The sequence below is a fragment of the Shewanella sp. genome (assembly GCF_013214165.1).
Taxonomy (GTDB): Bacteria; Pseudomonadota; Gammaproteobacteria; order Enterobacterales; family Shewanellaceae; genus Shewanella.
Window position 1 is genome coordinate 13,993 of the sequence record NZ_JABSSM010000006.1, and the last position, 26,171, is coordinate 40,163.

Annotated in this window: 24 protein-coding genes; 12 read left to right on the plus strand and 12 right to left on the minus strand. The window is 47.6% G+C overall.

The features are described from left to right. Positions 1-9: 9 nt before the first annotated feature. From HRU42_RS02960 to HRU42_RS02980, 5 genes are all read right to left on the minus strand, one after another. A complete protein-coding gene (locus HRU42_RS02960) occupies positions 10-156 on the minus strand; it encodes a hypothetical protein (RefSeq protein WP_295028916.1) in 147 nt (48 codons plus the stop codon). A gap of 142 nt (positions 157-298) precedes the next feature. After that, positions 299-1,438 (minus strand): cell division protein ZapE, encoded by a 1,140-nt coding sequence (zapE, locus tag HRU42_RS02965; RefSeq protein WP_295028856.1) that lies wholly within the window; start codon positions 1,436-1,438, stop codon positions 299-301. A 109-nt stretch (positions 1,439-1,547) separates the two neighbouring features. Further along, positions 1,548-3,209 carry an insulinase family protein gene (locus HRU42_RS02970; protein WP_295028857.1) on the minus strand — a complete coding sequence of 554 codons (1,662 nt, stop codon included), beginning with the start codon at positions 3,207-3,209 and terminating at the stop codon, positions 1,548-1,550. Next, entirely contained in the window at positions 3,206-4,645 is a 1,440-nt protein-coding gene (locus HRU42_RS02975; protein WP_295028858.1) for a pitrilysin family protein, read from the minus strand. The genes HRU42_RS02970 and HRU42_RS02975 overlap by 4 nt, the downstream gene beginning before the upstream one ends. Positions 4,646-4,808: 163 nt before the next feature. Continuing rightward, positions 4,809-5,732 carry an LpxL/LpxP family Kdo(2)-lipid IV(A) lauroyl/palmitoleoyl acyltransferase gene (locus tag HRU42_RS02980; protein WP_295028859.1) on the minus strand — a complete coding sequence of 308 codons (924 nt, stop codon included), beginning with the start codon at positions 5,730-5,732 and terminating at the stop codon, positions 4,809-4,811. 238 nt (positions 5,733-5,970) lie between these two features. On the opposite strand from HRU42_RS02980, the gene HRU42_RS02985 reads away from it, so the two are divergent. Continuing rightward, positions 5,971-6,795, plus strand: coding sequence for a hypothetical protein (locus HRU42_RS02985; protein ID WP_295028860.1), 825 nt, complete (start codon positions 5,971-5,973; stop codon positions 6,793-6,795). 295 nt (positions 6,796-7,090) lie between these two features. Then, the gene (locus HRU42_RS02990; RefSeq protein ID WP_295028861.1) at positions 7,091-7,576 is read left to right on the plus strand and encodes a TetR family transcriptional regulator; all 486 of its coding nucleotides are present in this window, start codon (positions 7,091-7,093) and stop codon (positions 7,574-7,576) included. A gap of 76 nt (positions 7,577-7,652) precedes the next feature. Here HRU42_RS02990 and HRU42_RS02995 read toward each other — a convergent pair whose 3' ends face one another. Beyond that, positions 7,653-7,916, minus strand: a complete 264-nt coding sequence (locus HRU42_RS02995) for a hypothetical protein (RefSeq protein ID WP_295028862.1) — start codon at positions 7,914-7,916, stop codon at positions 7,653-7,655. A gap of 137 nt (positions 7,917-8,053) precedes the next feature. Further along, on the minus strand, positions 8,054-9,469 hold the full coding sequence (locus HRU42_RS03000) for a MipA/OmpV family protein (RefSeq protein WP_295028863.1): 1,416 nt from the start codon (positions 9,467-9,469) through the stop codon (positions 8,054-8,056). 345 nt (positions 9,470-9,814) lie between these two features. On the opposite strand from HRU42_RS03000, the gene HRU42_RS03005 reads away from it, so the two are divergent. From HRU42_RS03005 to HRU42_RS03030, 6 genes are all read left to right on the plus strand, one after another. Continuing rightward, on the plus strand, positions 9,815-11,632 hold the full coding sequence (locus HRU42_RS03005; protein ID WP_295028864.1) for an assimilatory sulfite reductase (NADPH) flavoprotein subunit: 1,818 nt from the start codon (positions 9,815-9,817) through the stop codon (positions 11,630-11,632). Between the two features lie 115 nt (positions 11,633-11,747). Continuing rightward, a complete protein-coding gene (gene cysI, locus HRU42_RS03010; protein WP_295028865.1) occupies positions 11,748-13,481 on the plus strand; it encodes an assimilatory sulfite reductase (NADPH) hemoprotein subunit in 1,734 nt (577 codons plus the stop codon). Next, on the plus strand, positions 13,459-14,244 hold the full coding sequence (locus HRU42_RS03015) for a phosphoadenylyl-sulfate reductase (RefSeq protein WP_295028866.1): 786 nt from the start codon (positions 13,459-13,461) through the stop codon (positions 14,242-14,244). Before cysI ends, HRU42_RS03015 begins: the two co-directional genes overlap by 23 nt. Before the next feature lie 391 nt (positions 14,245-14,635). Beyond that, on the plus strand, positions 14,636-16,381 hold the full coding sequence (locus tag HRU42_RS03020; RefSeq protein WP_295028867.1) for a hypothetical protein: 1,746 nt from the start codon (positions 14,636-14,638) through the stop codon (positions 16,379-16,381). A 100-nt stretch (positions 16,382-16,481) separates the two neighbouring features. Then, positions 16,482-16,895 carry a DUF3010 family protein gene (locus HRU42_RS03025; protein ID WP_295028868.1) on the plus strand — a complete coding sequence of 138 codons (414 nt, stop codon included), beginning with the start codon at positions 16,482-16,484 and terminating at the stop codon, positions 16,893-16,895. A gap of 138 nt (positions 16,896-17,033) precedes the next feature. Beyond that, a complete protein-coding gene (locus tag HRU42_RS03030) occupies positions 17,034-17,888 on the plus strand; it encodes a PA4780 family RIO1-like protein kinase (protein WP_295028869.1) in 855 nt (284 codons plus the stop codon). A 122-nt stretch (positions 17,889-18,010) separates the two neighbouring features. Here the strand turns inward: HRU42_RS03030 and HRU42_RS03035 are convergent, their stop codons facing one another. The 3 genes from HRU42_RS03035 to HRU42_RS03045 all read right to left on the minus strand — a co-directional run bounded on the left by HRU42_RS03035 (position 18,011) and on the right by HRU42_RS03045 (position 20,740). Further along, positions 18,011-18,535, minus strand: coding sequence for a redoxin domain-containing protein (locus tag HRU42_RS03035; RefSeq protein ID WP_295028870.1), 525 nt, complete (start codon positions 18,533-18,535; stop codon positions 18,011-18,013). 239 nt (positions 18,536-18,774) lie between these two features. Beyond that, positions 18,775-19,122 carry a hypothetical protein gene (locus tag HRU42_RS03040; protein ID WP_295028871.1) on the minus strand — a complete coding sequence of 116 codons (348 nt, stop codon included), beginning with the start codon at positions 19,120-19,122 and terminating at the stop codon, positions 18,775-18,777. Positions 19,123-19,162: 40 nt separating this feature from the next. Continuing rightward, positions 19,163-20,740 (minus strand): S41 family peptidase, encoded by a 1,578-nt coding sequence (locus HRU42_RS03045; RefSeq protein WP_295028872.1) that lies wholly within the window; start codon positions 20,738-20,740, stop codon positions 19,163-19,165. Between the two features lie 337 nt (positions 20,741-21,077). On the opposite strand from HRU42_RS03045, the gene cobA reads away from it, so the two are divergent. After that, positions 21,078-21,911 (plus strand): uroporphyrinogen-III C-methyltransferase, encoded by an 834-nt coding sequence (gene cobA / locus HRU42_RS03050; RefSeq protein ID WP_295028873.1) that lies wholly within the window; start codon positions 21,078-21,080, stop codon positions 21,909-21,911. 6 nt (positions 21,912-21,917) lie between these two features. On the opposite strand, the gene HRU42_RS03055 is transcribed toward cobA, so the two are convergent. Next, positions 21,918-22,772, minus strand: coding sequence for a TIGR03899 family protein (locus HRU42_RS03055; protein ID WP_295028874.1), 855 nt, complete (start codon positions 22,770-22,772; stop codon positions 21,918-21,920). Between the two features lie 43 nt (positions 22,773-22,815). Beyond that, on the minus strand, positions 22,816-23,268 hold the full coding sequence (locus HRU42_RS03060; protein ID WP_295028875.1) for a MarR family transcriptional regulator: 453 nt from the start codon (positions 23,266-23,268) through the stop codon (positions 22,816-22,818). 317 nt (positions 23,269-23,585) lie between these two features. Here HRU42_RS03060 and HRU42_RS03065 point away from each other — a divergent pair, with 317 nt between their 5' ends. Genes HRU42_RS03065 through HRU42_RS03075 form a run of 3 tightly spaced genes read left to right on the plus strand, consistent with a single transcriptional unit; the run spans position 23,586 to position 25,835 of the window. After that, a complete protein-coding gene (locus tag HRU42_RS03065) occupies positions 23,586-24,092 on the plus strand; it encodes an enoyl-CoA hydratase (RefSeq protein ID WP_295028876.1) in 507 nt (168 codons plus the stop codon). Positions 24,093-24,124: 32 nt separating this feature from the next. Then, positions 24,125-24,475 (plus strand): c-type cytochrome, encoded by a 351-nt coding sequence (locus HRU42_RS03070; protein ID WP_295028877.1) that lies wholly within the window; start codon positions 24,125-24,127, stop codon positions 24,473-24,475. A 16-nt stretch (positions 24,476-24,491) separates the two neighbouring features. Further along, the gene (locus HRU42_RS03075; RefSeq protein WP_295028878.1) at positions 24,492-25,835 is read left to right on the plus strand and encodes a hypothetical protein; all 1,344 of its coding nucleotides are present in this window, start codon (positions 24,492-24,494) and stop codon (positions 25,833-25,835) included. Positions 25,836-26,171: the final 336 nt, after the last annotated feature.

Consider the following 26,171-nt stretch of genomic DNA (forward strand, 5'->3'; position numbering starts at 1 on the left):
TCCCCGGTCTTATTCGTCGGCTCTGGCGGCTTCGATGGCCGCATTGAGTGCTAATGAGTTGGCTTGCTCTGAGATATTGCCGAGCACTAATATCGAGCCGATACTCTCGGTAGCGAAGAGTAAGGGCTGGTGTCGGATACTGGAAAATTGAATCATCGTGCCCGCTTGGATAAAATCTAACCTATCAATACTAGTCCACTATCTTGAACTCGGGAGCTCGGAAGGACAAAATAGCGTAAAACCTACAGCTTTACTTTGTTTTTTAGGGGGTAATAGACTGCTTCATTGGTTTAGAGATTCAAGCCACTAGTCGTTTGGAGCTAGTGGCATATTCTGTGGACTGCATCTCCTGTAAGCGGCTAAACGTTCGTCTGAACTCGAAGCTCAATGCGCCTTCGCGGTAGAGTTCTTCCAGGGGGACTTCGGCGGACAGATAGAGCTTGACTCGCTGATCATAAAGCTCGTCTATCAGGGCAATAAAGCGTCTGGCAGGGTCATCACCCACAGCATAAGAGAGTTGGCGTTCACCGGTTTCGGTGGCGATAGCGCCATCTTCGGTGCCTCTGGCGCGGATCCAGGACTTAGGGCGACCGCCGAGTACGGGAATGTCACTGACAAACAAGGTATCGAAGCGACTGGCCAGCTCGATATAGTCCAGCTGAGATCTGGGGCCATCACATAGGGCATCGAAACTAAACCAGGCTTGATTATCACTGACCCTGATGACTGGAATACTGCGGCCTAAGACCTGTATCGATTCATTGCGATAGGCGTTCTGGTCAGCTTTCGAATCAAATAACTCACTAAATTTGGCCTGCTGACCCAAGAAGTAGATCTGTTTAAACTCCAGGGAGCGCAGTCGATGATCTTCCTCGCCATCTAAGTGAAACTCGCTGCATTGGCTCTGCAGCAAGGCAATTGTCGGTAGGAAACGGTCTCTTTGCAGCCCGGATTCATACAGACGTGGGATAGGTATGTTGGAGGTGGCGACTAATATCACCCCCTCCTTGTATAGCGCCTCGAACAAGGTGCCGAGGATCATGGCGTCACCTATGTCGGAGACGAAAAACTCATCGAAGCAGATGACCTTGCACTCTTTGGCAATGCGTTTAGCGATGCGCACTAAGGGATCTCTTCTACCGGACTCGGCCAACATGTCTTTATGGATCCGCGCCATAAACCGATGAAAGTGCAGCCTCAGCGTCAGTTTATCGTCCAGTGCATCGCAGAAAAGATCCATCAACATGGTCTTACCCCGGCCCACATCCCCCCAGAGATAGACTCCTTTAATTGAGTCAGATGGATTTATGCCTTGAGGTGAGGTGAGCTGCTCGAACAGAGTATCGAGTAAAGCCACTGCCTGCTCTTGCTTGGGGTCGAAGCTAAAATCTAGCTGAGTGAGTTTCTGCCGGTATTTAACGAGAGGAGAGAGGCTCATATTGACTGGATATATCGATTAGGAATGGCCGCAAGTATATCAGTTGTGCCGTTTTAAAGCAGGGACAAGTGATACATTTTAGCGACGAGTCCGATAGTTCTAAACTGGCTTAAGGTTCAACCTTGTTAATCTGCCAGCCTGGCAGTTTATTTGTCAGATCTTGACTAATTCTATCGGCATCGCCTCTGAGTAGAATGTAGGGAGGCGAGTCGAAAATAGACTGAGACATCTGCATTAGCTGTTTGCCGGTCAATTCTTTTATCTGAATTTGAATATCAGCTAGGTCTTCGCTGCTGCGTTTGAGTGTCAGTTGTTTAATGTACTCTATCTTACGCGAGTACTGGGACTGTATGGTTAGCGTGTACTTACTCTCCTCATAGGTCTTCAACGCCAATAGCTCGGCGCTGGCAACTTCTTGTTCGGTTGTGAGTTGCAGGTGAGCTAAGATACCAGCTACAAACGCCCCCGTGTGTTGCACTTGTGTGCTGGCATAATATTTGAGTGTACGCGACTGAGGGTTATCGAAACAGCGGCCATAGATGCCATAGGTGAGCCCGCGTTTTTCTCTTAAGTCGTAGTAGAGGCGACCGGAAAAACTGCGACCCAACCAATCGGCAAGTAACTGGCAACTTAGGGGATGGCTAGGCGAGAATTCACTCTTCATAGCATCAACACCTGTAGCTGAACTGGAAACTGAAAGTGGCAGTCTATATCCCACTCTCACCTGCGTCTGCACGGCACCAGGCGCATCTATCAAGTAGATTATCTTGTCTGTGTTGATAAAAGACTCTGCAGCTGTATCTGTCTCTTGCGCTACTTTGACTAAAGCCGCAGCTTCCTCTGTTCCTTCACGCCCCTCTTTAGCTGTGACAGCAGAAGATCGGGTTAAGCGTTTAGCAAGCCGCTCAGCCTCTTCGATTAAGTTTTCCTGAGTAAGAATATTGGCTTGGGCAAGATTTGAGATTCGATGAGTCGCGGGCAACGACATAAATAGATGCCAGTTAGCGCCGGCTCGCATCTCTTGCTGTAGCTCAGCTAGCTTGCTAAGGCTGAGCTCATCTTGCAGTACTAAGTTGTTGAGTGCCTGATTATAAGCATGCTTATCTCCCAATATGATATCGGCCCATACTTTATCAATTTCCGCACCGCTATAGGCATTGATATGTTTATTAAGCTTTAGCTTTCTACGAACATTATCAATATCAATTTTATCAAATGCCGAATCCTGCCAACTCGCTGCGAGTATGCTCAATGATTGCGCTATCTCCTCCGCAGGGCAGGCCATTTTTATGCTAATGCTGTGCATTGCCGCTCTTATTCGCAGGCTCTCGATACATGAGATTGGATGCTGAGTCGCTAACCAGGTGGCGCGTTCATTGAGTGCGGCATTGAGAATGTCTATGTTATTGAATGGCTGGTCTGAATTAATCAGTACCAGCTCGACATAATTAAGCTCCGATGGGCTAGGCGGGAAGAGGTGCAGGGTAAAATCAGCCGTCAGTGGATGAATTTGCGGTGCCCATGGCTCGGTACCTAGGTGTAATTCAGGCTGGACTCTATGTCGCCGCCCTGGGATATGAGCTGGTAGATTTTCAACCTCATGGCTTAGCAATGTCGGCGCTCCTTCGAGCCGATTAAAGGTCGGCGTGATAGGTGCTTGCTCGTCGGTGAACACTAACTTGGTCTGTTGGCAGCCCAGAAGCGGCAGTAACAGCAAGAGGCTAAGCAGGTATCTTGGCGAGTGAATGCTATGTTTATTAAAGCCGATCATAAGACGCTATCCTCTAAGCTGTCGGTTAGCCCAGCGGGAAGCCATTCCAGTAAGGTTTTCCCCCATCTGATATACCAAGGCGGTAGCAGGTCTAGCCTGACATAGCCGTGAGAAAAATAGCGATCGGTTACCCTCTGCATATCGGCTGTTGTCACCGCATTTATGCGTTCCCAGGGGCCAGTTAGAGGAGCAAGGCGATCTTGAGGTAATGTTGCCGATAGGGCTCTGGCTAATGCAGAAGGGCTATCGACTTCTCTGAGTTTCAGGTTGAGCCATTGGGCCTTCAATTGGGTCAAATCACTCTCGCTTATTCCTTGGTTGTTTAGCTGAGTTATCATCTGCTCAATATTCTCTGCCAGCTTGTCTAGGGAGGTCTTGGCCCTCGGCACCATGACTAGGTTGGTGACTCCCATATGCTCCATGGACAAGGGGATCGAGTAGGTGACTAGCTGCTGCGGCTCCCTTAAGCCTGACTGCTTGATGATGCTACTTCGATTTTGAAACAGGTAGCCTTCGAGTAAAGTGACGGCGGCAGCGTCGCGATGAGCTTGTCCTACCGTATGCCAGGCAAGCAGTAATGCGGGCCAGGGCCCCCGGCTATCGACTATCTCGGCGCGCACAGGTTTGTTGGCAAAAATGTACTCTCGATGAGTGTTAATGGGTGTGGAAGGTTTAGCCCAGTCACCGAACAGTGATTGAATCCACTCTGTGGTCTGCGGCGGAAGGTCACCGACTATGCTGAGCTGCATCGCGTCGGGGCGATAATGGTGTTGATGGAACTGGTTCAGGCTGGTTGGCGTCGATTGGGTTATATCTTGCTTAGAGCCTATGACCGCGTGTTGATAGGGCGTGCCTGCTACTTGCTCTAAGAGAAACTCCATCGCTTGGCGTACATAGGGCTGATTATCTATGCTGCTAGCCATCTCCTCTAACACGGTTGCCTGCTGATTGGTGACTGTCTCTTGAGTTAGGGCCGGGCGAATGAAGCGGTCGGCTTCTAGCCATAGGGCGAGCTCGAGTGCCGCAGATGGAATAGTCAGATAGTAGTTGGTGAAATCGAAGAAGGTGGAGGCATTGAATTGCCCACTGAGTGAGCTCATCGTCTGGGCGTAGCTGTCGCCGGGGGCATTTTTACTGCCCTTAAATAACATGTGTTCAAAAAGATGCGCATAACCGGTTTGTCCCGGCGCTTCATCTCTGGAGCCGACACTGAACTGGCTGGCAATAGACACACTCAAGGTGTTATCCATGGGGAGTGATCTGATCTGCAGCCCATTGTCTAGTGTCTGGTAGTCGATCCTCTGCTCTAGCTGGTAAAGAGGCCTAGCCAGCTGCTCCAGGTCCAACTCTTCTGCCAAGGTGTTCGGGCTTATTAAAGTGTATAAGCAGGAAATGTAGCCTAGCAGGCCATATTTTAGACTGAATTCCGTTTTCATGTTATTGCTCAATCTGGCTGTTATAGCTATTTTATAGCAGCTTTTTATCTTATTGTGGAGTGATTACATTATCTCGGATTGGGCTATGCTCTCCACATCTGTATTGGTGTCTATGCCGCGATATTAATTGTTCTCAGAGCGTGGAAGCTACTGAGAACAGAGCTTAATAAACCGAAGGGTCATCCTTGTTAGGGCGAGTCTTGAAGCGGCGGTGTAACCACATATACTGGCTGGGTGCACGCTCGATGATCCCTTCAATGATCTTATTGCCTCGCTTCGCATCTACAATCTCATCTTCTCCGGGGAAGTTATCGACAGGCGGCATGATCTCTATGGTGTAGCCTTTATCGTCGGCGTTACGGACCACACTGAAGGGCAATACCTTGGCCTTGCCCAGACGTGCCAAGGTGGTGGCGCCTGTGATGGTTGCCGCTTCTTGCATGGCGAAGAAGGGAATGAAGGTGGCACTGGAGCGGCCAAAATCTTGATCCGCCGTGTACCAGATGACATCTGGGCTTCTCAGGCAGCGTACCATCTTACGCAGATCTCGTTTAGACACCAGAGCCTTATTGGATCGCAGACGTCCCTTGACCTGAAGGTATTCCAGCACTGGATTATTATGGGGACGATAAACGCCCACGCTGGGGCGAAACTGGCCAAAAATTCTTCCTCCCATTTCCAGCGGTAGACAATGTACGGCGAACAGGATCACTCCATGGCCGTCAGCCAACGTCTGTTCGACATGTTGTTGGCCTGTTATGCTCATGTGGCGTTGCACCCTTGCATCGGACCACCACCAGGCATTGATGGTATCGAAGATGGCCTTGCCCGTTTCTGCAAAATTACGCGTCAACAAGTCCTGTCGTTCGTTGTCGCTCATCTCGGGGAAGCAAAGTTCCAAATTACGTTTGGCTGTCTTGACTCGACTGCCCATGACGGTTTTCGCTAAGCGCCCGATGAGACTACCGAGTTTCATCTGTATCGATAGGGGGAGCACTTGTGTCAGGCGCATTAAACCGAGACCGAACCAGAGTAGCCAGTACTTTGGGTGATATAGATGTGTCGAAAATTGGGCTTTTTCTACCACGGATAACTCAAATAGGGGAAAAGATAGTGCTTATTCTAACGTAATTAGCCCAATAGAGGTTAATATCAGCCTACATTCTCACTGCTAATAATGAATAAAATTTGCTGCATCGAGGATTAGTTATACAAATTAAGACATAAGTATTATGAAACTTTCTCTGGCCGCATCAGCAAGCGTTAGCTCGTGAGCGGCGGGGGTCTTGGAGTATTGAAATTATCAGAAATTTTAAGGTTGAATTGTGATTTGGCTGGCACTGGCTCTGAGCTCAGGGGTGTATTGGACCGAGGTTGGCGCGAAGCAGGCACTGGTGTGCCAGATGACAGAACTGGGATCTTGTCTCGCTCACTTGCCCCCTAGAGTCAGGCAACAAGTGCCGAATTCTATCGATGGCCTTAATCGCGCCATGGGACGAAGAGGGGCCATGGTGTTACCTCTTGTGGACACACAAGTATCAGGCCTGATTTTAATCTCACCCTCCAATATTCCGCAGACCATATTGGTGGATCTCTCGGGTGAGCTGTATTCTTTTCCCTTGGTTGAGTCACAACAATTGACCCTATGGCATGAACTCGGTCATCTGCAAGCGGTAGATTTAGTGGATAAGGGGCTGATGGAGGGGCTGACTGATTATCAACATGAATGGCTGGCGGACTGTTATCTGGTCTGGCGTTCGGCGAGAGAAAAACAAGGATTGGATCTAGCCTGGCAGCAATATCACAGAAGAAATATCGATGTGATGCAAGATGTGTCCTTCATGTCTCATTGGACCGTGCCGGTGTTATCTCAGCTGTTAAGCCGCTACAAGGTGGAGGAGTTAACTCATTTTGAAACATTCGAAGCCTTGATGGGGGATTTTTTACCTCAACTCGAACAGGCAAACCAAGATACTCTGGATGAATTCTCCAGCTTAATACATAGAAGCTTCAGCACTCAGGCATCGCTACAACTTCCCAGTTATATGTATTGGCGTAAGCCTGCCCTGCGCCGGTATTTTGAGTCAACCTTAGTGAGTTTACTCGGAAGAGAGGCTGCCGACCTATGGCTACGAGAGCAAAGTCTGTAAATCTCGTTTTTTAGCTGAATGCCTTAATTCGAACAAGTAGCCCTAGATACTCTGGCTTCTTCTGTCTCTCTTGTTTAATAGGCAGAAGTTTCACTATATGGCGACAAGATCTAAGTATGTTAATGACTCTGTAAATCTTGCTTTTTTAGCTGAACCTTAGCTGAACAAGTATCTGATATCTTGCTGATAAACTGAGTTATTCAGGTATTCGCTTTTCTGGTTTGATAGCATCTGGTGCCGCTCGCTAAGTCGCGAAAGGGCATACGCTGTTAAATAATAAGAAGAGGGAGCAGTCATGGCCAAACGTTCAAAAGCGCAAACAGAACAAACCATTAAGCAGATTTTGGATGAGGCGTTACACCAGATTCTATCGATCGGCTATGAGTCAATGTCTTATACTACCTTGTCTGAGGCGACCGGGATCAGTCGCACCGGCATCAGCCATCATTTTCCTCGTAAAGCTGAGTTTCTAATACGATTAGATGCCAATATTGCAGACATCTTTATCGATGAATTGGATTTTTCGTCGGCAACGGCATTAGAAAAATCTTGGATGGAAGCCATTGAAAGTCATCGTTTTTGTTCTATCCTGCGTCTGTTTTTTAGCCTGTGTGGTTATTCGAGTAAAGATATCAGCATGTTTAAGGCGATCGATAGGGCTAGAGATACGGCAATATCAAACTTGGACTCACAGGGGCAGAGTGTATTCAATGATCTGTTGGGAAGAAGTGCGCAGATCTTATTGTCTCAAGACTTGAGGGTTGCGGCTGCAGCGGCCTAGGCGAACGATCTAGTTGGAAGAATAAAAAAGGAGCTAGGTGCTCCTTTTTTATTGAGGCTCAAGATCCCTATGGGCGTTAATTATCACGTAACTCCAGATTGGGATTAAAGTCGATATCACCTTCGCTGTCGATAGTGACCAGGTGATCCGCTTGTCTCACCACTGCGGTATGTTCATTGTCAGATTGCCTGACGAAAAACAGTCGATAGCCAAATTTTGCTAAGGCATAAAACGCGAACCTTTGTGCCCTCGATAGCCTGTTCCAGTGTTGATTAATGTTTGGCTGAGTGATCCTTCTCTCATCGAAACCTGGGAAAGAACTGATGGCCGATGCTTGCATATTAACCACTTATCGTTACTCACTCATGAATATTTTGAATCTAGCATCATAATACCCAGATGCTGATATTTGATGCAAGCGGGTTCGCATTTTTGATTAATATTCGCTTAACAGCCTCTGCTATTGCTGATTTTACATTAGAAGTGCCACTGTATGTATAAGCTCTGGTAGTTACTGCCGCCACCGATGCGGCCAAAGGCTGAGCTCTTCTCATAGATGCCGGATCTGTGGTGTATGCTGTAACCCACCCACATCTTGTCTAAAGAGGGCTTATTAAATAGGTCGCCCATATTTACATCTAAAGAAAAATCCAGATAGTTGAGTAATTTTGAGGGCTTATAACCTTTCTCTTCCAGCTCTGAGCCTTCTATATAGGTGACACCAGACACATAAGATAGCCCTTCGGCGACACCCAGACGCCATCTCGGGCCAAATTCGAAGGTATAGAAGGCCTTTATGGCAATGACGGCTTCCGCCAAGTTGCTCTGTACTTCTGAATCATGGTGCCAGACTAGGCCCGGGGTGAAGTAGAGCTCGATAGGAAAGTTAAACAGGGTCTCGGTGAGACGCGTACCGTAGAATACCGAGGTCAATTGATTCTTGTATGGGTCTGTCTTGGTCTGCCAGGAGAAGATGGCGTTCAGGTTTGAAGGCGTGGCCCAACCATGTGCGATGCGAATAAACTCGTCATCGCTGCCACCGGAGGAGGCTGTCGAATTCGATTTACTGGTCTTTTTGTTGGTGGCTTTGCTGGTATTACTGAAGTCTGGAAAGAAGCCGAAACCGAGAAAAGATTCAAATTGATATTGAGTATCTAGGGTCGGCAGGCTAGCCGTGTCATCATCGATGCGCCCCACGCCAAACTTGCCTAGCAGATATAAATTACTATAGAGGTGATACCTGGCCTTTACCCCAGCATTAAACTCTATGCCGCCACCCGTTTCATATTGATCTAAGCCATAGTAATGCTGGTTAAAGTCGCTACTCTTCCAATGAAACTCGGCATAGGGATTAAGGTACCAGTTGCCTGACTCCCAATGATACTGAGTTCGGGTGTAGCCGTAGCTGCGTTTATCCGAGTCAGACATGAAGGCGACATCAAATTCCCATGCGTCATGGAAGAATCGATACTGCAAGCCTAAGTCGAAGGCCTGGGATTGCGACTTGTTCTGCAGCTCCTGAGGGATATCGACGAAACGAAAGCGGGTATAGAGGTTAATCTGATGCTCATCATTCTTCCAAAGGTGTAAACCCGCTTCCATGCCATCGATGAAGAAATAGTCGTTGCGGTATTTGATCAGCGGGAGTACATCGTATACCTCGTCATTGTCTACAGCAAAAGGGATATCTCCCCGTCTCATGCCTATCCCCAGCCCCCAGGTTTCCGTCTGGAATTGTGTGGCATAGATCTTAGGCAGGGGCTCATCTGGCTCAATCGTTTCAGGATCGCTGTGCTCCGATGATAGTGCCAGTCCGCTAAATAACGCGAGCGTTAGGGCGAGGGATTGAGCAAACTGCTGTGATGACGATAGGAACGGAGAATGCGTTTTCATAGAGTTGTTTTAGAGTTCTTAGTCTGGCTAGTATAAAATGAAAATGGAAAGTTAAAAGATTTATTATCTCTTAACGCATCTGTATACATGCTGAATGCAATTGCGTTTATCTAACTTCACGCTCGGAAATCGACTCGTAATTCGAAGCAAACCCAGGCTATTCCTAGCCTGGAGAGCAAGATTAATTCCCTTATACATGCCGTTATTTATCGGTCATCAGGCTTGTCTGTTCAAAAAAAACCGCTCTATATTCCAAAAAGGTATTAAAAATCAGATTTTATTCTTTTTTGCTTTTCTTCATCGGGGCTAAGCTAACTGACATTACACTGATATAGGGCCGTACCCATGTTGTTAAAAGAGCTTTCATCACTCGCTTCGCCACTGTCGACAGGGCAGGTGGATAAGTTAAAGCAGCTCACCGCTGAGCTGAGTGCCGTGCAACTTGCGTGGGTGAGTGGATATCTATCTGCTACTGCCGAGCAAGGAGTCAATCAGCTTGGTAGCGAAGCGGCTACTCAACGCGCTCCGGCACAAACCATCACCATACTATACGGTAGTCAAACCGGTAATGGTCGTGGGGTTGCAAGCGAGTTAGCCGCTAAGGCTCAAGCCCTAGGGTACGCCGTCAACCTGGCTTCTATGGGGGATTACAAGGTCCGTCAACTGAAGCAAGAAACCCTATTATTGGCTGTCGTGAGCACTCACGGTGAAGGCGAAGCGCCCGATGATGCTATCGAATTGCATAAATTCCTGGCATCTAAGCGAGCGCCTAAATTAGAAAACTTGAACTATTCGGTGTTGGCTTTGGGGGATTCGAGTTATGAATTCTTCTGCCAGACAGGTAAAGACTTCGATGAACGACTCGCTGCACTCGGCGCTAAGCCACTCCAATCTCTGGTTGAGTGTGATGTTGACTATGAATCTGCCGCCGAGTTGTGGCAAGCGAGTGTGTTAGAGGCCGTTAAGCCGCTAATCGACGCCTCAGGTGCCAGTGTCGTGTCTTTTTCTGGAGCGGCACTTTCCGCTACGGGCATAACAGGTGCTACAACGAGTGAATTCACCAAGCAAAAGCCTTATACGGCCGAGCTTCTCGTGAGTCAGAAATTAACGGGCCGGGGCTCGGATCGTGACGTACGTCACGTCGAAATCGACTTGGGCGAGTCTGGACTGAGCTATCAGGCGGGTGATGCGCTGGGGGTCTGGTTTACTAATACAGAAACGTTAGTCGAAGAGTTACTGACTAAATTATCCCTCGACGGCGATGAAGTCGTCACCTTGGGTAAGGATGAGCTATCGCTTAAGCAAGCGTTAATCGAGAAGAAAGAGCTGACTCAGCTTTATCCTGGTCTGATTAAAGATTGGGCCGCACTTAGCGGTAATGCCGAGCTGTTGAGTATCTGTGATGACAAGGAGCTGACTCGGCAGTTTGTGCGAAATAATCAACTAGCGGACCTTGTGGCTACTTACAGCGCAGAGGTGACCTCTATTCAGCTGTTAGCCATGCTGCGTCCCATCACACCTCGTCTGTATTCCATTGCATCGAGTCAGTCTGAGGTCGAGTCAGAGGTACACTTGACCGTTGCCTTAGTCGAGGATGAACGCGCAGGAGCCACAAGATTTGGCGGCGCCTCACAGTTTCTGGCTCAGGCACAAGAAGGCGCCGAAGTGAAGGTTTATGTCGAACCGAACAAGCATTTCAGGTTACCGGAAAATCCAGAGACACCAGTGATCATGGTGGGGCCGGGCACAGGAATAGCGCCGTTTAGAGCCTTCATGCAAGAGCGTGCGGCTCAAGGGATTGAGGGCAATAGCTGGCTTATCTTCGGTAACCCACATTTTGAGCAGGATTTTCTCTATCAAACTGAGTGGCAGCAATATCTGCAAGATGGCTCGTTATCTCGTATAGATTTAGCCTTCTCTAGAGATCAAGACCATAAGATCTATGTGCAGCACAGAATCGCCGAGCAGGGTGAAGAGTTATGGAACTGGCTTGAGTCCGGCGCGCATTTCTATATCTGTGGTGATGCCGAGCGTATGGCGAAAGATGTGCACCAGGCCTTGCTGGATATCGCGGTGAAGTTTGGCGGTAAAAACGAGGAAGAGGCCGAGGCCTACTTTGAGCAATTACGCCGCGACAAGCGTTATCAGAAAGACGTTTATTGATCTTGAGAAGCCTTACCGGGTCTGAATACTCGGTAATGGGATCTTCTGTTTAAACCTAATATAAGATGCGATGCCTATTTAGAGCGTCGCACCAGAGATGAGTGAGACGGTAGCCATGTCAGAAAATAAAAATGTACAGCAAGCAGAGCCATTATCAGTCAATGAGCATCTTAAAACCGACAGTAATTTTCTGAGAGGAACCATTGAGGAAGGCTTAGATACCGCGGTCACGGGATCATTTAGTGAAGGAGATCAGCAGCTGATCAAGTTTCATGGCTTTTACCAGCAAGATGACCGCGACTTAAGAAACGAACGTAAACAGCAGAAACTGGAGCCGCTTTATAGTTTCATGTTGCGTGCCCGTGTTGCCGGTGGTGTGTGTACTCCGGATCAGTGGCTGGGCGTCGATGAAATAGCGTCAAGCCTGACCAGCTCCAACAGCATACGCTTGACTACGCGTCAGACCTTTCAGTATCACGGCATCTCTAAGCGTAATTTGAGAACCTTGATCCAGAGTCTGGACAGCAAGGCGCTGGACTCGATTGCCGCCTGTGGTGACGTGAACCGTAATGTCATGTGTAACCCCAACCCAGTAGAATCTCGCTTACACGAGCAGGCTTTTTATTGGGCCAAAAAACTGTCGGATAACTACTTGCCACGCACTAAGGCTTACGCCGAGATCTGGCTGGGAGATGACAAGGTTGCCACCAGTGAAGGTGATGATGTCGAGCCAGTTTATGGCAAGACTTACTTGCCACGTAAGTTCAAGATGGCCGTGGCCGTGCCGCCTGATAATGATGTCGACGTGTACACCAATGATCTGGGTTTTATCGCGGTAGCGGAAGAAGGCGAGCTTATCGGCTTTAACTTAGTCGCCGGTGGCGGCATGGGCTCAACCCATGGTGAAGTGCAGACATTTCCACGTCTTGCCGATGATTTTGGCTATATTAAGGCCGAAGACACATTGAAGTTTGCCGAGGCGATATTAAAAGTTCAGCGTGACTGGGGTAACCGCTCTAACCGCAAACTGTCGAGGCTCAAGTACACCATAGTCAAGTATGGCTATGAGGTATTTAAGGCCGAAGTAGAGAAGCGCGCCGGGGTTAAATTTGAGCCCAAACGTGATGTGGTCATTGGCGACCGCGGCGACCGTTATGGTTGGATAAAAGGTGTAGATAACCAGTGGCACCTAACGTTATTCATCGAAGGCGGGCGCATCAAGGACCTTCCGGACCAGCCGTTGCAAACCGGATTGCGGGAGATTGCCAAGATACATAAGGGCGATTTCCGTATGACCTCTAATCAAAATCTTATCATAGCCCGCGTTGCCGCAGAGGATAAGGCTGAGATCGAAGCATTAGCCCGTAGCCATGGTCTGATGGGGAAAGTGATCACCGCCACCCGAGGCCGCTCAATTGCCTGTGTGGCATTGCCAACTTGTGCCCTTGCCATGGCGGAAGCCGAGCGTTATTTTCCTGACTTCCTGACTAAAGTAGAGTCATTGCAGGAGAAACATGGCTTTCTGGACCAAGGAATAGTCATTCGCATGACGGGTTGCCCTAATGGTTGTGCCAGACCCTTCGCGGCAGAGATTGGCCTGGTAGGTAAGGCACCGGGTCGCTATAACCTATATCTGGGTGCAAACTTCGAAGGCACACGTTTAAATAAACTCTATCGTGAGAATATTCAAGAAGCCGAGATCTTAGCCGAGCTTGATAGCTTGTTCGCCAGATATGCGGGTGAGCGAGAAGAGGGCGAAACCTTCGGTAATTTCACGGTGCGCATAGGCGTAGTAGCCGCGGTAATCGATGCCGCTAAGGATTTTCATGGACAGACTAGTCATGCCTGAATCAAATACTCAGCTTGAATCTCTGGTATCAGCACCAGAGCTGTTAGCCCTGTTAAGCGCGCCGGCAATCGAGCAGCAGAGCGAGCTTGCGCGTATCAATCACTTCCTCGAAGAGCTGACTCCTAAGCAAAGAGTCGCCTGGGGATTGGAGTATCTCCCAGGTACTCATGCGTTATCGTCGAGTTTCGGTATTCAAGGGGCCGTGATGTTGAATCTGGTCAGCACTGAGAAGCCAGATATTGCGGTGATCTTGACCGATACAGGTTACCTGTTTGCTGAAACTTATCAGTTTATCGACGAGCTGACCGAACGCTTATCGCTAAATCTTAAGATATTTGCCTCACCCATGACCCCTGCCTGGCAGGAGGCGCGTTTTGGCCAGTTGTGGCACCAAGGCCTAGATGGTTTAGAGCAATATAACCGTATGAACAAGGTCGAGCCCATGCAACGAGCCTTAGCTGAGCTCGAAGTAGGTACCTGGTTTGCTGGGCTGCGTCGCAGTCAATCCAGCACTCGAGAGGCTCTGCCAATCCTAGCGATTAATGGCTCGCGCTATAAGATCTTACCCATTTTGGATTGGAGCAATAAGGATGTGCATCAATACTTGACTGAACATGACCTGCCTTATCATCCGCTTTGGGAGCAAGGTTACGTCTCTGTGGGCGATACCCATTCCAGCAAGCCATTGGAGCTGGGCATGAGTGAAGAGGAGACGCGTTTCAACGGCCTTAAACGTGAATGTGGTCTGCACTTCGATATATAGATATTGCAGCAAGCCTATTCACCTCACGTATCTTATTTAATGTGATTAGGTGCTAGGTGGTTTTGATTGGCTTGTTAGCGCCTGCTTAATCAACAGCCGTTCCCCCTGAATAGCCCGATGCGGCTATTCAGGAACAGCCCAAATTCTAAAGTCCACCTAGCCCATTTCAAAATTTACTCTCCTGTAACGCCACGCTAGTTTCTTATTCCAATATCTTTGTTATTCTATTTTAGAACCTAGAACATCGGGGCTAAAGCCCCTCCTACAAGGGAGGGGATCAATTTTTGAAACCTTTTTATCTACATTTGTAGTATATTGAAAACTTAAATGTCAGGGTGTCTCAATATTCCCCCGAAATACAAATTTTGACCTCTAAAATGGAGTTTAATGAATGAAAAAAATACTAATCGCTGCGGCAGTGGTTGCCGTCGGTGCCGGCGGGTATTGGTTTAGCCAGCAGTCCGGAGGGGGAGCGAGTCAGTCTAATGAAGTATTGGCTTCGGTACCTGCCGATACGCCTATTTTTTCGGGTCAGTTAACGCCTTTCCCTATCAAGTCATATATCAATTCATTATCTCCAAGTTATAAGACCTATCCAGAGTATATGTTTGCCGAGTTAGCGGAGTCTGATGATGCCCGGGCCAAGTTTTTTGTCAGCTTGAGTAAGGCCTATATGGATAGTATGGAGAGCGGTCAAAAATTTGTGACCACTTTTGGTTTAGCCGATGATATTAGAAGTTATTTTTACACCTTAGGCCTGTTACCTGTACTAAAACTCGACGTCGAAAAGCCTGAGGCTATTTGGGCCCTGCTGGATAAGGCGGAACAAGACAGTGGCTTGAGTCACCAGATGAAGACTTTGAAAGGTCTCAAATATCGCTCTTATACATTAACAGATCCAGGCGATGACCAAGCGATTGAATTGCTGTTTTTACAGCAAGATGGCTTGCTAACGATCACCTTGAATACCTCTATGCTTGCCGAAGAGACTCTGGAAACGGCTCTTGGCATTAATCCTGTTACACCTTCCCTAGCGGATTCAAAGATATTACAAGATATCATTAACACCCATGGCTTTAGCGATGTAGCTGTCGGCTTCGTCAATCACCAAGAGTTAGTTAAGGCCATTACCACCCAAGATGGTAATCAGCTGGCTCGCCAGATTACGGCTATTCTTGCTCAAGAGGGTGAAGACCCACTGTCGGCGCTGCGTAGCCCTGAGTGCCATAGTGAGTTTACGGCTATTGCCGCTAATTGGCCGCGAACCGTATTTGGTTTGAACAGTGTTTCGATAGGAGACCAAGAGACTAGTCTGGATTTCTCTACTGTGATTGAGAGTAAAAACCAGACATTTCTAAATGCACTCAAGCGCATGCGTGGCTTCATTCCTGATTACGTGAAGAACAGTCGTGATAGCGTATTTTCCATGGGGCTAGGCATTGAGCTAAACCAATTGGTTCCCTCATTAACTGCCGTATGGGGTGAGATGCTACAACCTCAATACCAGTGCCAGGTTTTACAAGAGTTTCAGCAAGAGATGTCGGGTCAAAACCCGGCCATGTTAGGCATGTTTACCGGCATGGGAAATGGGGTTCGTGGCGTGAGTGCGGCGCTCCTCGATTATAAGTTTACCGAGCGAGTCGCAGGCGCTCAGGGTGAGCCAAGTTTAGAGAGTGTCGATGCTATTATAAGCCTGTCAGCAGATAACCCGAGTATCTTGTTTAATATGGTGAAGCCTTTCGTACCTGAACTGGCCAATATTCAATTACCACAAGATGGTAGCCCTGTTGACCTTGCTCACTTGCTACCACTTCCGCCCGAATATGGCATCTCTCCTAAGCTGGCGCTAAAAGGCAAACATTTAGTCCTGTATACGGGAGATAAAGCCGAAATTGTGGCTAATAAGCTGGCCGATGAAAAATTAGCTAACAATGGTTTATATAGTGTGTATCTGGATTATAGCAAGGTATTTGCGCCGATCTTAAGCTTGGCTGAGATGACTGGCGAACCATTGCCGGAAGAGTTTTCTATGATGAAAGATTACAATATGCAGGTGCAGATTGGCCTGGACATCAATGATCAGGGCATAGTATTTGACTCATACATGAACAGCAAAGCGACGCCCAGTGGCGAGTAAATTTTAGTATGAAAAAGAGCCAGTCCTGCTGGCTCTTTTTTATGTCGTACATAGAGGCATTAATAACGGCTATAAAGATATTAGCAAATGGAGGCATTAAGTGGTTATTGCTGGACTGTTTTTAAAAGCAAATGAAGTGAGAATGGTAAGTCTGAGTGGTACGCGTGAATCTCATGAGATTGTGGCGCCTAAGGTAAACAAGTTAACGCTCAATAAGAACCCCACCCGGGAAGAGGTCAGCCAGTTCGCAGCAGAGGTTAAGGCCTATTGCGGCGAGCATCAAGTTGAGAAAATAGTGATAAACAGGCGTGCCAGTAAGGGCCAAGGTGCCGGCGGAGCTGGGACCTTCCTGATGGAAGGAGTGATACTCGCGACCTCGGCCATCGAGGTTGAGTTAGTGCATCCGGCCACAGTGAGAGCGACGGATAAACGCACTGCTGGCTTAAAAGATTTAAAACCTAAGACGGTCGATCTAGGTAAGGCTTATGATCTGGCGTTTGAACTGTTAAACTAGCCGAAATAATATAAGTTTTTGAAAAGTTACTGTAATTGTAGAAGTTACGTTCGTGGGTTTGGTTTTTGGAATGATCTTGTTCCCATGAAAATTTGTTTTAATATTCCATCGAAGCCTTAAGTAAGGTATAACGGCGCTATGAAAATACCGAAACGCATTCAGCCTCTCGTCGATGAAGGCTTAGTTGATGAAGTCCTTCGCCCCTTGATGAGTGGCAAAGAGGCCGATGTTTATGTTGTCCGCTGTGGCAACGATGTTCGTTGTGCCAAGATTTATAAAGAAGCCGAGAAGCGTAGCTTCAAACAGGCTGTACTATACCGTGAAGGCAGAAAAAGCCGTAACAGTCGTCGAGCTCGTGCCATGGAAAAAGGCTCGAAATTTGGCCGTGATGAGCAGGAGAATTCCTGGCAAAATGCCGAAGTCGATGCCCTGTTTCGCCTAGCCTATGCCGGCGTTAGAGTCCCGCAGCCTTACGGCTGTTTCGATGGTGTGCTCTTGATGGAGCTGATCACCGACGATCAAGGATATGTGGCGCCAAGGCTCAACGACATCACCTTGACCCGTGAGCAGGCACTAGAGCAGCACAAGTCAGTGATGAAAGATGTGCAGCGTATGTTGTGTGTCGGTTTAATCCATGGTGACTTGTCTGAATTTAATGTGTTGCTGGACAGTAATGGCCCGGTGATCATCGATCTCCCCCAGGCGGTCGATGCGGCAGCAAACAATAATGCTAAGCGCATGCTTGAACGTGATGTAAACAATATGACCCGCTATTATGGTCAGTTTGCTCCCGAGCTTCTTAGCAGTAAGTATGCCAAAGAGATGTGGGCTCTGTTCGAGTCGGGTAAGTTAAATCCTGAGTCTGAACTGACTGGTGAGTTTAAAGAGAGTACTAAAGCTGCGGATGTAGGGTCGGTGCTCGCTGAAATTGAAGCGGCGTTCGATGAAGAGCAAGAGCGCAAAGAGCGTATCCGCGAAGCTGAAGAAGGTTAAACCTTCGGGGCTGAAGCCCCTCCTACATGGGGTTAAACCTTCGGGGCTGAAGCCCCTCCTACATGGGCTAAAGCCCGTCCTACATGGGGATTAATCCATAATACATGGGAGAGAAGAGATTATTAATCTCTTTTTTCTATCCCCAGCTGTTCCAAGTTTGCGGCGATATCTTCTGCCGCCGTTATTGCATTGATATCCTCATCGATCTTAATGATCTTGCCATCCTTGCCTACATAGAAGGTGACGCGACTGGCGACACGGACGAAATTTAGCACATCGTAGGCCTTAGCCGTCTCCTTGGTGGGATCGCTCAACATGGGGAAGTCGGCTTTCTGCTTCTTGGCGAAATCTTGATTGTCTTCTAAGTCATCGACACTGGCCATCATATAGACAGCGTTATATTCCCTGATCAAGTGTCCCTTCTGAACCAGGGAGCGACACTCCAAGGTACAGCTATGTGTGTTGGCCATAGGGTACCAGGCGAGGACCAGAGTCTGTTTACCTAAGTAATCACTTAGCTGATAGAAGTTGCCATCGGTAGATTCTAGTCTGAAGTTTGGCGCAGTATCTCCAACCTTGAGGTCGGTCGCCATGGCGGAGAAGCTGAGTATGGATAATAGGATAAGCTTGAGCGACATTTTAAACATCTTAGGTCCCTAGTACATTAATTGTTACTGATATATGGTCCTTTCAAATTAACACATTAGCAGGTGCATGTAAGCATATAGAGATGAAGGTAGGTTATCGAGCTGAGTTGTTTATGGGATGATTGGCATGATGCGGTGATTGTTAACCTCTCATCGCCTTCGACTAGTACCCATAGGGCTACTCATCGCCTTCGACTAGTACCCATAGGGCTACTCATCGCAAAATACCTCCTTTATTACTATGCATTCTTGCTGTTTTCTAGATCTATGAGTAAGTGTGCATAATTTATCCAGTCAATGATCAGTGCCTTCACCATCATTTGAGTACCTGGGTCTGCCTGAGGATGTTGTCCTTTTATTTGCAGGGATTCAACTACCCCTCTAACGTCCAATGGGGCCAGGTCTATCTTGAAGTTGTCTTTTGGACTCGGGTTATGGTCAGGTTGAGGCGCTATTGGGCTGCACATTTGATTTTGTACTGTCAGTGCCAGTTGTGGATTTATGCTACGCAATAGGGTGACTGTCATACGCAAGGCCCCGCGGCTAAACGTATCGGCGCTTAACACTAATTCTTGCTGATTCGGCATATCCCCCTCCTATTTGCCCCTTCACTTGCAGCGGCTGATTTTATTGTTGTAACGTCATGTTGGACTCTGAAGTCGGAGTCCCATCCGAGTCTGGCACGATATTTAATACCCGCTTAGCTTCAGTATCGAGACTCTTGTGAGTGTAGACGGTTTCTCGATCTTGTTGCTCACTTTCTATCAGTGATAATAGCCCTTGCCAGTTTATCACCTCAGTGATGGGCAGCGGGATATCGGGTTGAGTTCCTAGGCTAGATAGCAATGTCCCTTGCATGTTGTAGGTGAGGCTCGCCGTAAGCTCAATCTTTATGCCGCTGTTTGGTAAAGTGAACCCATACCGTCTACCTAGGTCTCCTGAAGTCTTCTCGCCGATAAGTGTCACTCGTGACAATGACTTAGCAAAGTAGGCTATCCACTCACATTCTCGTCGACACCCTGGGCCTATGATTAAGCCGAGGCGACTCGATACTGGTGTGCCTGATTCATCAGTGCCTAAATTTTTAGCTCGTGGCGATCTTCTTCCATACCAGAGACCGAACTTGTCAGTATTATTCAGATCAATCGTTTGGCTTGTGTGGCTGAACTCCACTTGTTCGAAGAAATTAAACTCATCGAAAGGAATAAAGCCCAGAGGTCGGAGAAAGTCGGACTTGAAATCGAGGGCGCGGCGATATTGGCCTAGGGCAATCAGATGTCGTGGTACCTGTGTCTGATGATAGTCAGATCTGGGGTTAGGATAATGACGGGCGATGAAGTGTAACAGCTTATCACTGTCTCCAACGGCATTCCTCAGGTCTATGATGGTTAACGCTTGCCGTGAAGCTTTCTCCAGGCGTGTCACTAGCTCAGTGTCGCTATCATAGCGAGATAACGAATCGATTGAGACATACAAGGGCTGACTCGTTGATTCATCGCTTAAGCTGTTCTCCATGCTAGCGATGAGCTCTCTGGGAGGATGGAGCTGCTGCTTGGCAACTGGCAAGATTAACTGAATGTTGGAATCCTGATTATCGCTGAGGGACAAGGTTACCTGAGTCTTGAGAGGCAAGCCCATGTCGTGTCTGAGAATATCCAGCTGTGAAAGCCAGTGTACACGCGTACTGATGGCCTGGTTCAGCGGGTTTGAGATAAATTTCTGACTGGCTTGTTCCCAGCGAGATAGAGGAAGGCCGTCGATATGAGTAATGAAAGGATGATCGGTATCTATCGGGATCGCGTTTTCATCCAGAGCAAGCCAGGAGTCTGCAACGGGCTTGAGGATCACAGGTAAAACAGGCAGAGGCTCATTGGGAGATGTGACTAATATTCCTGGGTCTTCGAGAGTGGCGACTAGCTTTACGATCTCTGCATAAAAATATTGGCTTTCGAGTGAGTGACTGGCTCGGTAGATAACAGACTCGACATCGGCTTGTATCTTGGCGAGGCGATGCTCATCTAATGCGGCAAATGCTGAATGTAATTCAACTTCGTGTATCAAGGCTTCGAGATCTTGGTGCATTTCACTCTGAGTGAGTCGGGCTTTATGGTCGATAGAATATAGGCTTAAGTGTGCTAACTGCAGGGTGCTGATCAGCAGACAGAATCCAAATACATTGACTATTTGTGGAAATCCAAATTTCAATATCTCTCCTTGATATACGTCTGAACACTCGTTGGCGCTATGATCGATTGGCATGTTAGTCGGCCGAACTGAAGCGATTCAAGATGGTTTTAATCCAGTTAGCCAAATTATAGTTTATCTATAAAAAAATCCTTGGGGGGATGCGTCCAGCCCTATGTCTTGAGTTGGAGAATTATAGTCGATTAGACTCTTCCCGTAACCGTTAAAATGATCGAGTGTCAATCCTAAGCGCCTGCACTTAATAACTAAAACGTATAACAGTAAAGAAATAACTATTTATTAAGTTATAAGTAGGCGGTTATATTTACACTATTAAAATCGAGTGTGGGGCATAGAGATGGAAATAGTCACTTTACCTGGCCAGAGAGCCGGTGGCAAAGTTTGGTTGGTGGGGGCGGGTCCGGGAGATGTTGAGCTGTTAACGCTCAAGGCATATCGCATCCTCCAGAGCGCCGATGTTGTCCTCTATGATGCCCTGGTCAGTGAAGATATCATGGCTCTGGTCCCCAAGGATGCAGAGAAAATCGCAGTCGGTAAACGCGCTGGTAAACACAGCGCCGCTCAAGATGAGATCAATCAGCTTCTGGTCACCAAGGCCTTTACTAAGCAGAATGTCGTGCGACTCAAAGGGGGCGACCCGTTTATTTTTGGCCGCGGCGGCGAAGAACTGCAGAGCTTAGTCGAATCGGGTGTAGAGTTTGAAGTCGTTCCGGGTATCACGGCTGCCAGTGGCACATCGGCCTATGCGGGCATTCCACTGACCCATAGAGATTATGCCCAAGGGGTGACCTTTATCACGGGTCATTGCCAGCTGGAGAGCCGCCCAATGGATTGGAAAAGTTATGCAAACCCCAACAACACCTTAGTCATCTATATGGGAATATTGAATGCTGGCTTGATAAAGTCTGGGCTGTTAGAGGCCGGACGCAATATCGATACCCCTGTGGCCATCGTCTCCAAGGCCACTACCCAAGATCAACAGTGTTTCATAGGTACCTTGGGAGAATTAGAACGCTTAGCATCAAATCCTGCGCTTAAGATGCCAGCCTTGATGATCATTGGTGAAGTAGTCGAACTCGCCGACACCTTAAACTGGTTTAAACCTGACTCGGTTCAAAATGACTCGGCTCAAGGGGTGAATCAAAGATTAAAGGTCGAGCTAGCACTGTAATTCCACCTAGCTTGAGTCTCTAGACGTTGATTCTATCTTGAAGTCTTTGGCGAACAAAATCCTCATTGCCTTGTTGTATTCACCGTCGGGTTTAGGGTTAATAAGCTGGGTGAGTTCATCACCAATCGGCGTTAAACGATAATAGTTAAATAACAGATGGCCGCTTTTAGGGGTCAGTTTCATCTGAGTATCGAACAAGGTAAAATGGATAGGTGTCTTGCTGTTTAATAAACCGGTTTCAAATTCACTGCGGTGCAGTATGCCCGCATCTATTAAGGTGAGAATATTGGAATAGGGCAAGCCAAAATTTGATAAGCCGATATTAATCGGTGATGACTTTCTGAATATCTGGCCAATCCCCCCCCCATATCGATAGCCTATGATCAGCTTCAATCGAGTCTCGTTGTTGACCTTCACTGCCATGCCTAAGGCTTTCTCTAATATCTGCGCTTCCTTGTGAGTTAGCTGTTTCAGCGTTGTCAGAGTCCTTAGACTAAAGTTACCTGGATTGGTGATTTCATTGGCGAGAATTCTACCCCATAACTCCTGCATCTTACGGTTATGTATCTGCTCCGCGATTTGAAAAAACTGATGTGACCAGTCGGGATCGAGATCGGCGCCAGTGACGTCTGATGGCGTGATGCTCAAGGCGATCTTATAGATGGTTTCCAGATTGATCTGATACTGGCTCATCAAGGTTCGCTGTCTGTGTTCGGCGCGCTCTAAGGTAGAGGCATTGGCAGGGCTGTAACCATCTTCACTAGTCAAGCCAAGCTGACGGCCTAAAAGGAGCGCTTTCTTGCGCGCAGAAACATCAGATTGTGCTGATTTTACTTGGCTTATTTTCGCGGATTCGGTCATATCGTCCTCGATCTAGTTTAGCAGTATGCTCTGTAGGGCTCACTCATATTAGCCTAGGCAGCAGTTTCTTTAATGTTTCTTGCTCCGCCTCATCAAGTGGTTGCAGCAGCGCTTGATTCACTTCTCTGAGGATATTGATTAATTTGCCGGCTAATGCGGTTCCCTGCTCTGTCACGCAGATGTTTATGCTGCGACGGGATTGTCGGTGCGGATGGCGCTGTACCAGTCCCATCTTCACCAGGACATCGATATTACGGGTCGTGGCATAGCTGGCCATCAAGACTTGTCTGCCGATATCACTCTGAGAAATATCGTCGCGTTCTATTAAGACCATCATGATCGCGAATTGGCTTAGATTGAGCCCCAAGGGTTTCAATGCCTGATTCATCTGCTTATCTAAGCTATCGGAGAGCATTTTTAGCATCCAACCGATGCTTGTCTGTCTGGCGGCCGATATGTTATCCCTTGCAATATCGTGTGCTTTATTCATTGTCATATTGGTGCTGAGTGAAAGGTTCGAACCTCCATTGTATGTGTCGTTGAGTCATTTGTAATCAGTGAATATTGATAAACCACAAAAGAGTGAATTTTCAACCGAGATCACAGTCTTGCTCATAAACGCTGCACTTGCAACTGCTGCACTTGCAAGTGTTTGCATATTTGTTATTATGTGGTGGTTTTTTCGTGGCGCCTTGATTCTATTCGAGTCGAGGTGCTTTTTTATTTCGATTGTCACCTTCGACCAGAGACATAAATATGCTCTAGGTTTGTGGTCGTCATTTATCGAAGGCTGTTTTACCGAGGTTGAATACTATGTCGTTAAAAAAAGTGCTTAAGTTTATTGAAGAGATTGGCTGCATCATGTATGTCGGTGGCATACTCTCGCATATTGTGATCGGTGTGACCTTAGGTCATGCGGATGCCAGTACCGCTTATAATGTGTATATCTATAAAGAGCAGAGTGCCTTTATCTTGATCCTTCCAGGTCTGGCGATGAAGGTCATTGCCGATCTTATTCTCTATTTCCAATTCGAGGCTAAGCCCAACTGGTTAAAAGCCAAGATGGCGATGAACCTGTTTCTCGCCACCAATGCGTTCGTATTCTTGGTGCCTATGATGCCTGAAATTATACAATTGGCAGAAGCCTCCTTACCCGATGGTGAAGTGAGTCAGGCATTTCTTGACAAGGTTGCCATAGAAAAAATGGTCGGCATGAGCAATGTGATCCCCCTGGTTTTGGAATTAATACTCGGTTCGTTTAAGCCTAAGTTAGGCCGCGAGAGGGCGGTATCTGACACGATGGCAACGGTCGGATCATAAAATTAATCTATACATTTAACAGGAAAAAAGTCATGAAAAAAAATATTCTCCGTTACTTAAGCATAAAGCATTTATTGCTTGTTATTTTGGCGACTTCATTTTCTCAGCAGCTGATCGCCGATGAGATTAATGTTAGCGGACAGGCTGTCTTTGTCGAGAATTGCGCCTCGTGTCACAGCGGCGGTTTCAAGGGCTGGATAACGGGAGCACCGGCGATCGGAGAGAAGCAAGCGTGGCAGGAATTTTTAGCTAAGGGCGTCGATAAAATGTCACAAGCTACCATAGAAGGCGTCGATGGCATGGACCCTATGGGGGGGTGTGATTCATGCACTGAAGAGCAGATAGTTGCAGCGGTCGAATATCTGGTTTCACAGACCCAATAATATTAAGGTGACTCACATGGATACTGCTAAGCAAGCTGTACCCTATCGATACATTTTCACTAAAAATGGCCCGATAGCCTTCATTTTTGTCTATGCCTTATTCATGTTAGCGCCTCTGTTGTTAACACGTTTGCTTGGTGTGGAACGCAGCGACAGTGCGCTCAGAGAACTCGCCGTCGGCAGTGGCATGTTGGCGCTGATGCTCTTGTTAAGCCTGTTCTGGTTATCGGGGCGTTTCAATTGGGCTTCGGGGGTCAGAGGGCTGGATCTAACACTTAAGTTTCATCGGCGAATAGCCGGACTGGCGCTGGTATTGATCGCAGTCCACCTGATGGTCATCATAGGTTTTTCACTGCCTAAATATATGGGGCTGATAGCCGTCGGCTTGTTATTAGTCGTGTTGCAATTTTTGTTGGCTAAGGCCCATACCAAGTTCAAGATGAACTATGACTACTGGCGTGTCAGTCATGCTGCGTTGGCCTTGGTATTGGTGGTTGTCATGGTGATTCACGCCATCGCAGAGGGTCATTACAGCAGTCATCCCCTACTGAGTGCCTACTGGGTATTACTCACCTTAGCAGCCATGGGCTCACTCTTGTATGTACATGTCTGGATCCCTTATCAGCAGCGCAAGCGGCCCTATCGTGTGGTCGAGATCAAGCCCGCCGCCGATAGTCAATGGTTAGTGACCTTGTCCCCTCAAGGATTCGAATCCATGACTTTTGAGGCCGGTCAGTATGCATTTGTCTCATTCGGTCCCAGTCCATTCGTGGGCAAACCCCATCCATTTTCTTTCAGTTCTTGCCCGTCAGACAGGCCTAATATCAGTTTCACCATCAAGCAAGTCGGTGACTTCACTGACGCCATAGAGCAAATTGAATTAGGCAGCAATGCCTATGTATATGGGCCCTATGGTCACCTCAGTCTGAGTAAGCGCCGGGGGACACAGATGCGTGAAAAGGGCATCGTCTTGTTGGCTGCGGGGATCGGTATGACGCCTATAATGAGTATGCTGCGTGAGATGCGTGCCAAACAGGAGAAGAAGCCGATCAAGTTGTTTTATGCCTGCCGCTTCGAGCAGGATCTGCTGTATATGGATGAATTATCTGAACTGGCTCAAGAGTTAGATCTAGACATGAAAATTCTGTTATCCCAGCCTCAGGCCGGTTGGCAAGGGGATAGCGGCAGGATCGATGCTGAGTATTTGAAGACGCATATTAATTTTGAACATCACCAAGATTATCTGTATTTTTCTTGTGGCACAACGCCATTTATCAGGTCTGTCAGCAAGGGGCTCGAAGGCGTAGGAGGTATTCCTATGTTTAATATCGTTTTCGAAGATTTCTCGGTGTACTCATAAGGTCATAGACATGCATAATAAATTTGGTTGGGCCATCTTCTCTCTCTTTAGCTTAGTGCTGCTCTCCGGGCTAGTCATGTTTGCTTTTAGCGGCTGATTTCGCTGTTTATTTTCAGTCAATAATCCTAGGGCTGCAACTTCTGACAATCTGAAGTTGCAGCCCTTTTTTCAGCCTAAAGGAACCTATCTCATTAGCTTGGGGGCTTGGCTTCATGATCGAATCCGCTTTTTTTGAACATGCTGAGCATGTATATCATTCGAGCTAGAATGTTGCTTAAACTGCCCTGCACCTTGCTTCAATTACCCCTTAGTTATCGAATATAACCTGAGCTAGTA

What these genes read in the sequence shown, in the direction of transcription:
- HRU42_RS03070 (WP_295028877.1), top strand. Translation starts at nt 24,125, where the DNA reads ATGAAAAAAAATATTCTCCGTTACTTAAGCATAAAGCATTTATTGCTT.
- HRU42_RS03000 (WP_295028863.1), bottom strand. Translation starts at nt 9,469, where the DNA reads ATGAAAACGCATTCTCCGTTCCTATCGTCATCACAGCAGTTTGCTCAA.
- HRU42_RS03030 (WP_295028869.1), top strand. Translation starts at nt 17,034, where the DNA reads ATGAAAATACCGAAACGCATTCAGCCTCTCGTCGATGAAGGCTTAGTT.
- cobA (WP_295028873.1), top strand. Translation starts at nt 21,078, where the DNA reads ATGGAAATAGTCACTTTACCTGGCCAGAGAGCCGGTGGCAAAGTTTGG.
- HRU42_RS03040 (WP_295028871.1), bottom strand. Translation starts at nt 19,122, where the DNA reads ATGCCGAATCAGCAAGAATTAGTGTTAAGCGCCGATACGTTTAGCCGC.
- HRU42_RS02990 (WP_295028861.1), top strand. Translation starts at nt 7,091, where the DNA reads ATGGCCAAACGTTCAAAAGCGCAAACAGAACAAACCATTAAGCAGATT.
- HRU42_RS03035 (WP_295028870.1), bottom strand. Translation starts at nt 18,535, where the DNA reads ATGTTTAAAATGTCGCTCAAGCTTATCCTATTATCCATACTCAGCTTC.
- HRU42_RS03055 (WP_295028874.1), bottom strand. Translation starts at nt 22,772, where the DNA reads ATGACCGAATCCGCGAAAATAAGCCAAGTAAAATCAGCACAATCTGAT.
- HRU42_RS02975 (WP_295028858.1), bottom strand. Translation starts at nt 4,645, where the DNA reads ATGAAAACGGAATTCAGTCTAAAATATGGCCTGCTAGGCTACATTTCC.
- HRU42_RS02960 (WP_295028916.1), bottom strand. Translation starts at nt 156, where the DNA reads ATGATTCAATTTTCCAGTATCCGACACCAGCCCTTACTCTTCGCTACC.
- HRU42_RS03005 (WP_295028864.1), top strand. Translation starts at nt 9,815, where the DNA reads ATGTTGTTAAAAGAGCTTTCATCACTCGCTTCGCCACTGTCGACAGGG.
- HRU42_RS03020 (WP_295028867.1), top strand. Translation starts at nt 14,636, where the DNA reads ATGAAAAAAATACTAATCGCTGCGGCAGTGGTTGCCGTCGGTGCCGGC.
- HRU42_RS02970 (WP_295028857.1), bottom strand. Translation starts at nt 3,209, where the DNA reads ATGATCGGCTTTAATAAACATAGCATTCACTCGCCAAGATACCTGCTT.
- zapE (WP_295028856.1), bottom strand. Translation starts at nt 1,438, where the DNA reads ATGAGCCTCTCTCCTCTCGTTAAATACCGGCAGAAACTCACTCAGCTA.
- cysI (WP_295028865.1), top strand. Translation starts at nt 11,748, where the DNA reads ATGTCAGAAAATAAAAATGTACAGCAAGCAGAGCCATTATCAGTCAAT.
- HRU42_RS02995 (WP_295028862.1), bottom strand. Translation starts at nt 7,916, where the DNA reads ATGCAAGCATCGGCCATCAGTTCTTTCCCAGGTTTCGATGAGAGAAGG.
- HRU42_RS03015 (WP_295028866.1), top strand. Translation starts at nt 13,459, where the DNA reads ATGGACAGACTAGTCATGCCTGAATCAAATACTCAGCTTGAATCTCTG.
- HRU42_RS03060 (WP_295028875.1), bottom strand. Translation starts at nt 23,268, where the DNA reads ATGACAATGAATAAAGCACACGATATTGCAAGGGATAACATATCGGCC.
- HRU42_RS03065 (WP_295028876.1), top strand. Translation starts at nt 23,586, where the DNA reads ATGTCGTTAAAAAAAGTGCTTAAGTTTATTGAAGAGATTGGCTGCATC.
- HRU42_RS03075 (WP_295028878.1), top strand. Translation starts at nt 24,492, where the DNA reads ATGGATACTGCTAAGCAAGCTGTACCCTATCGATACATTTTCACTAAA.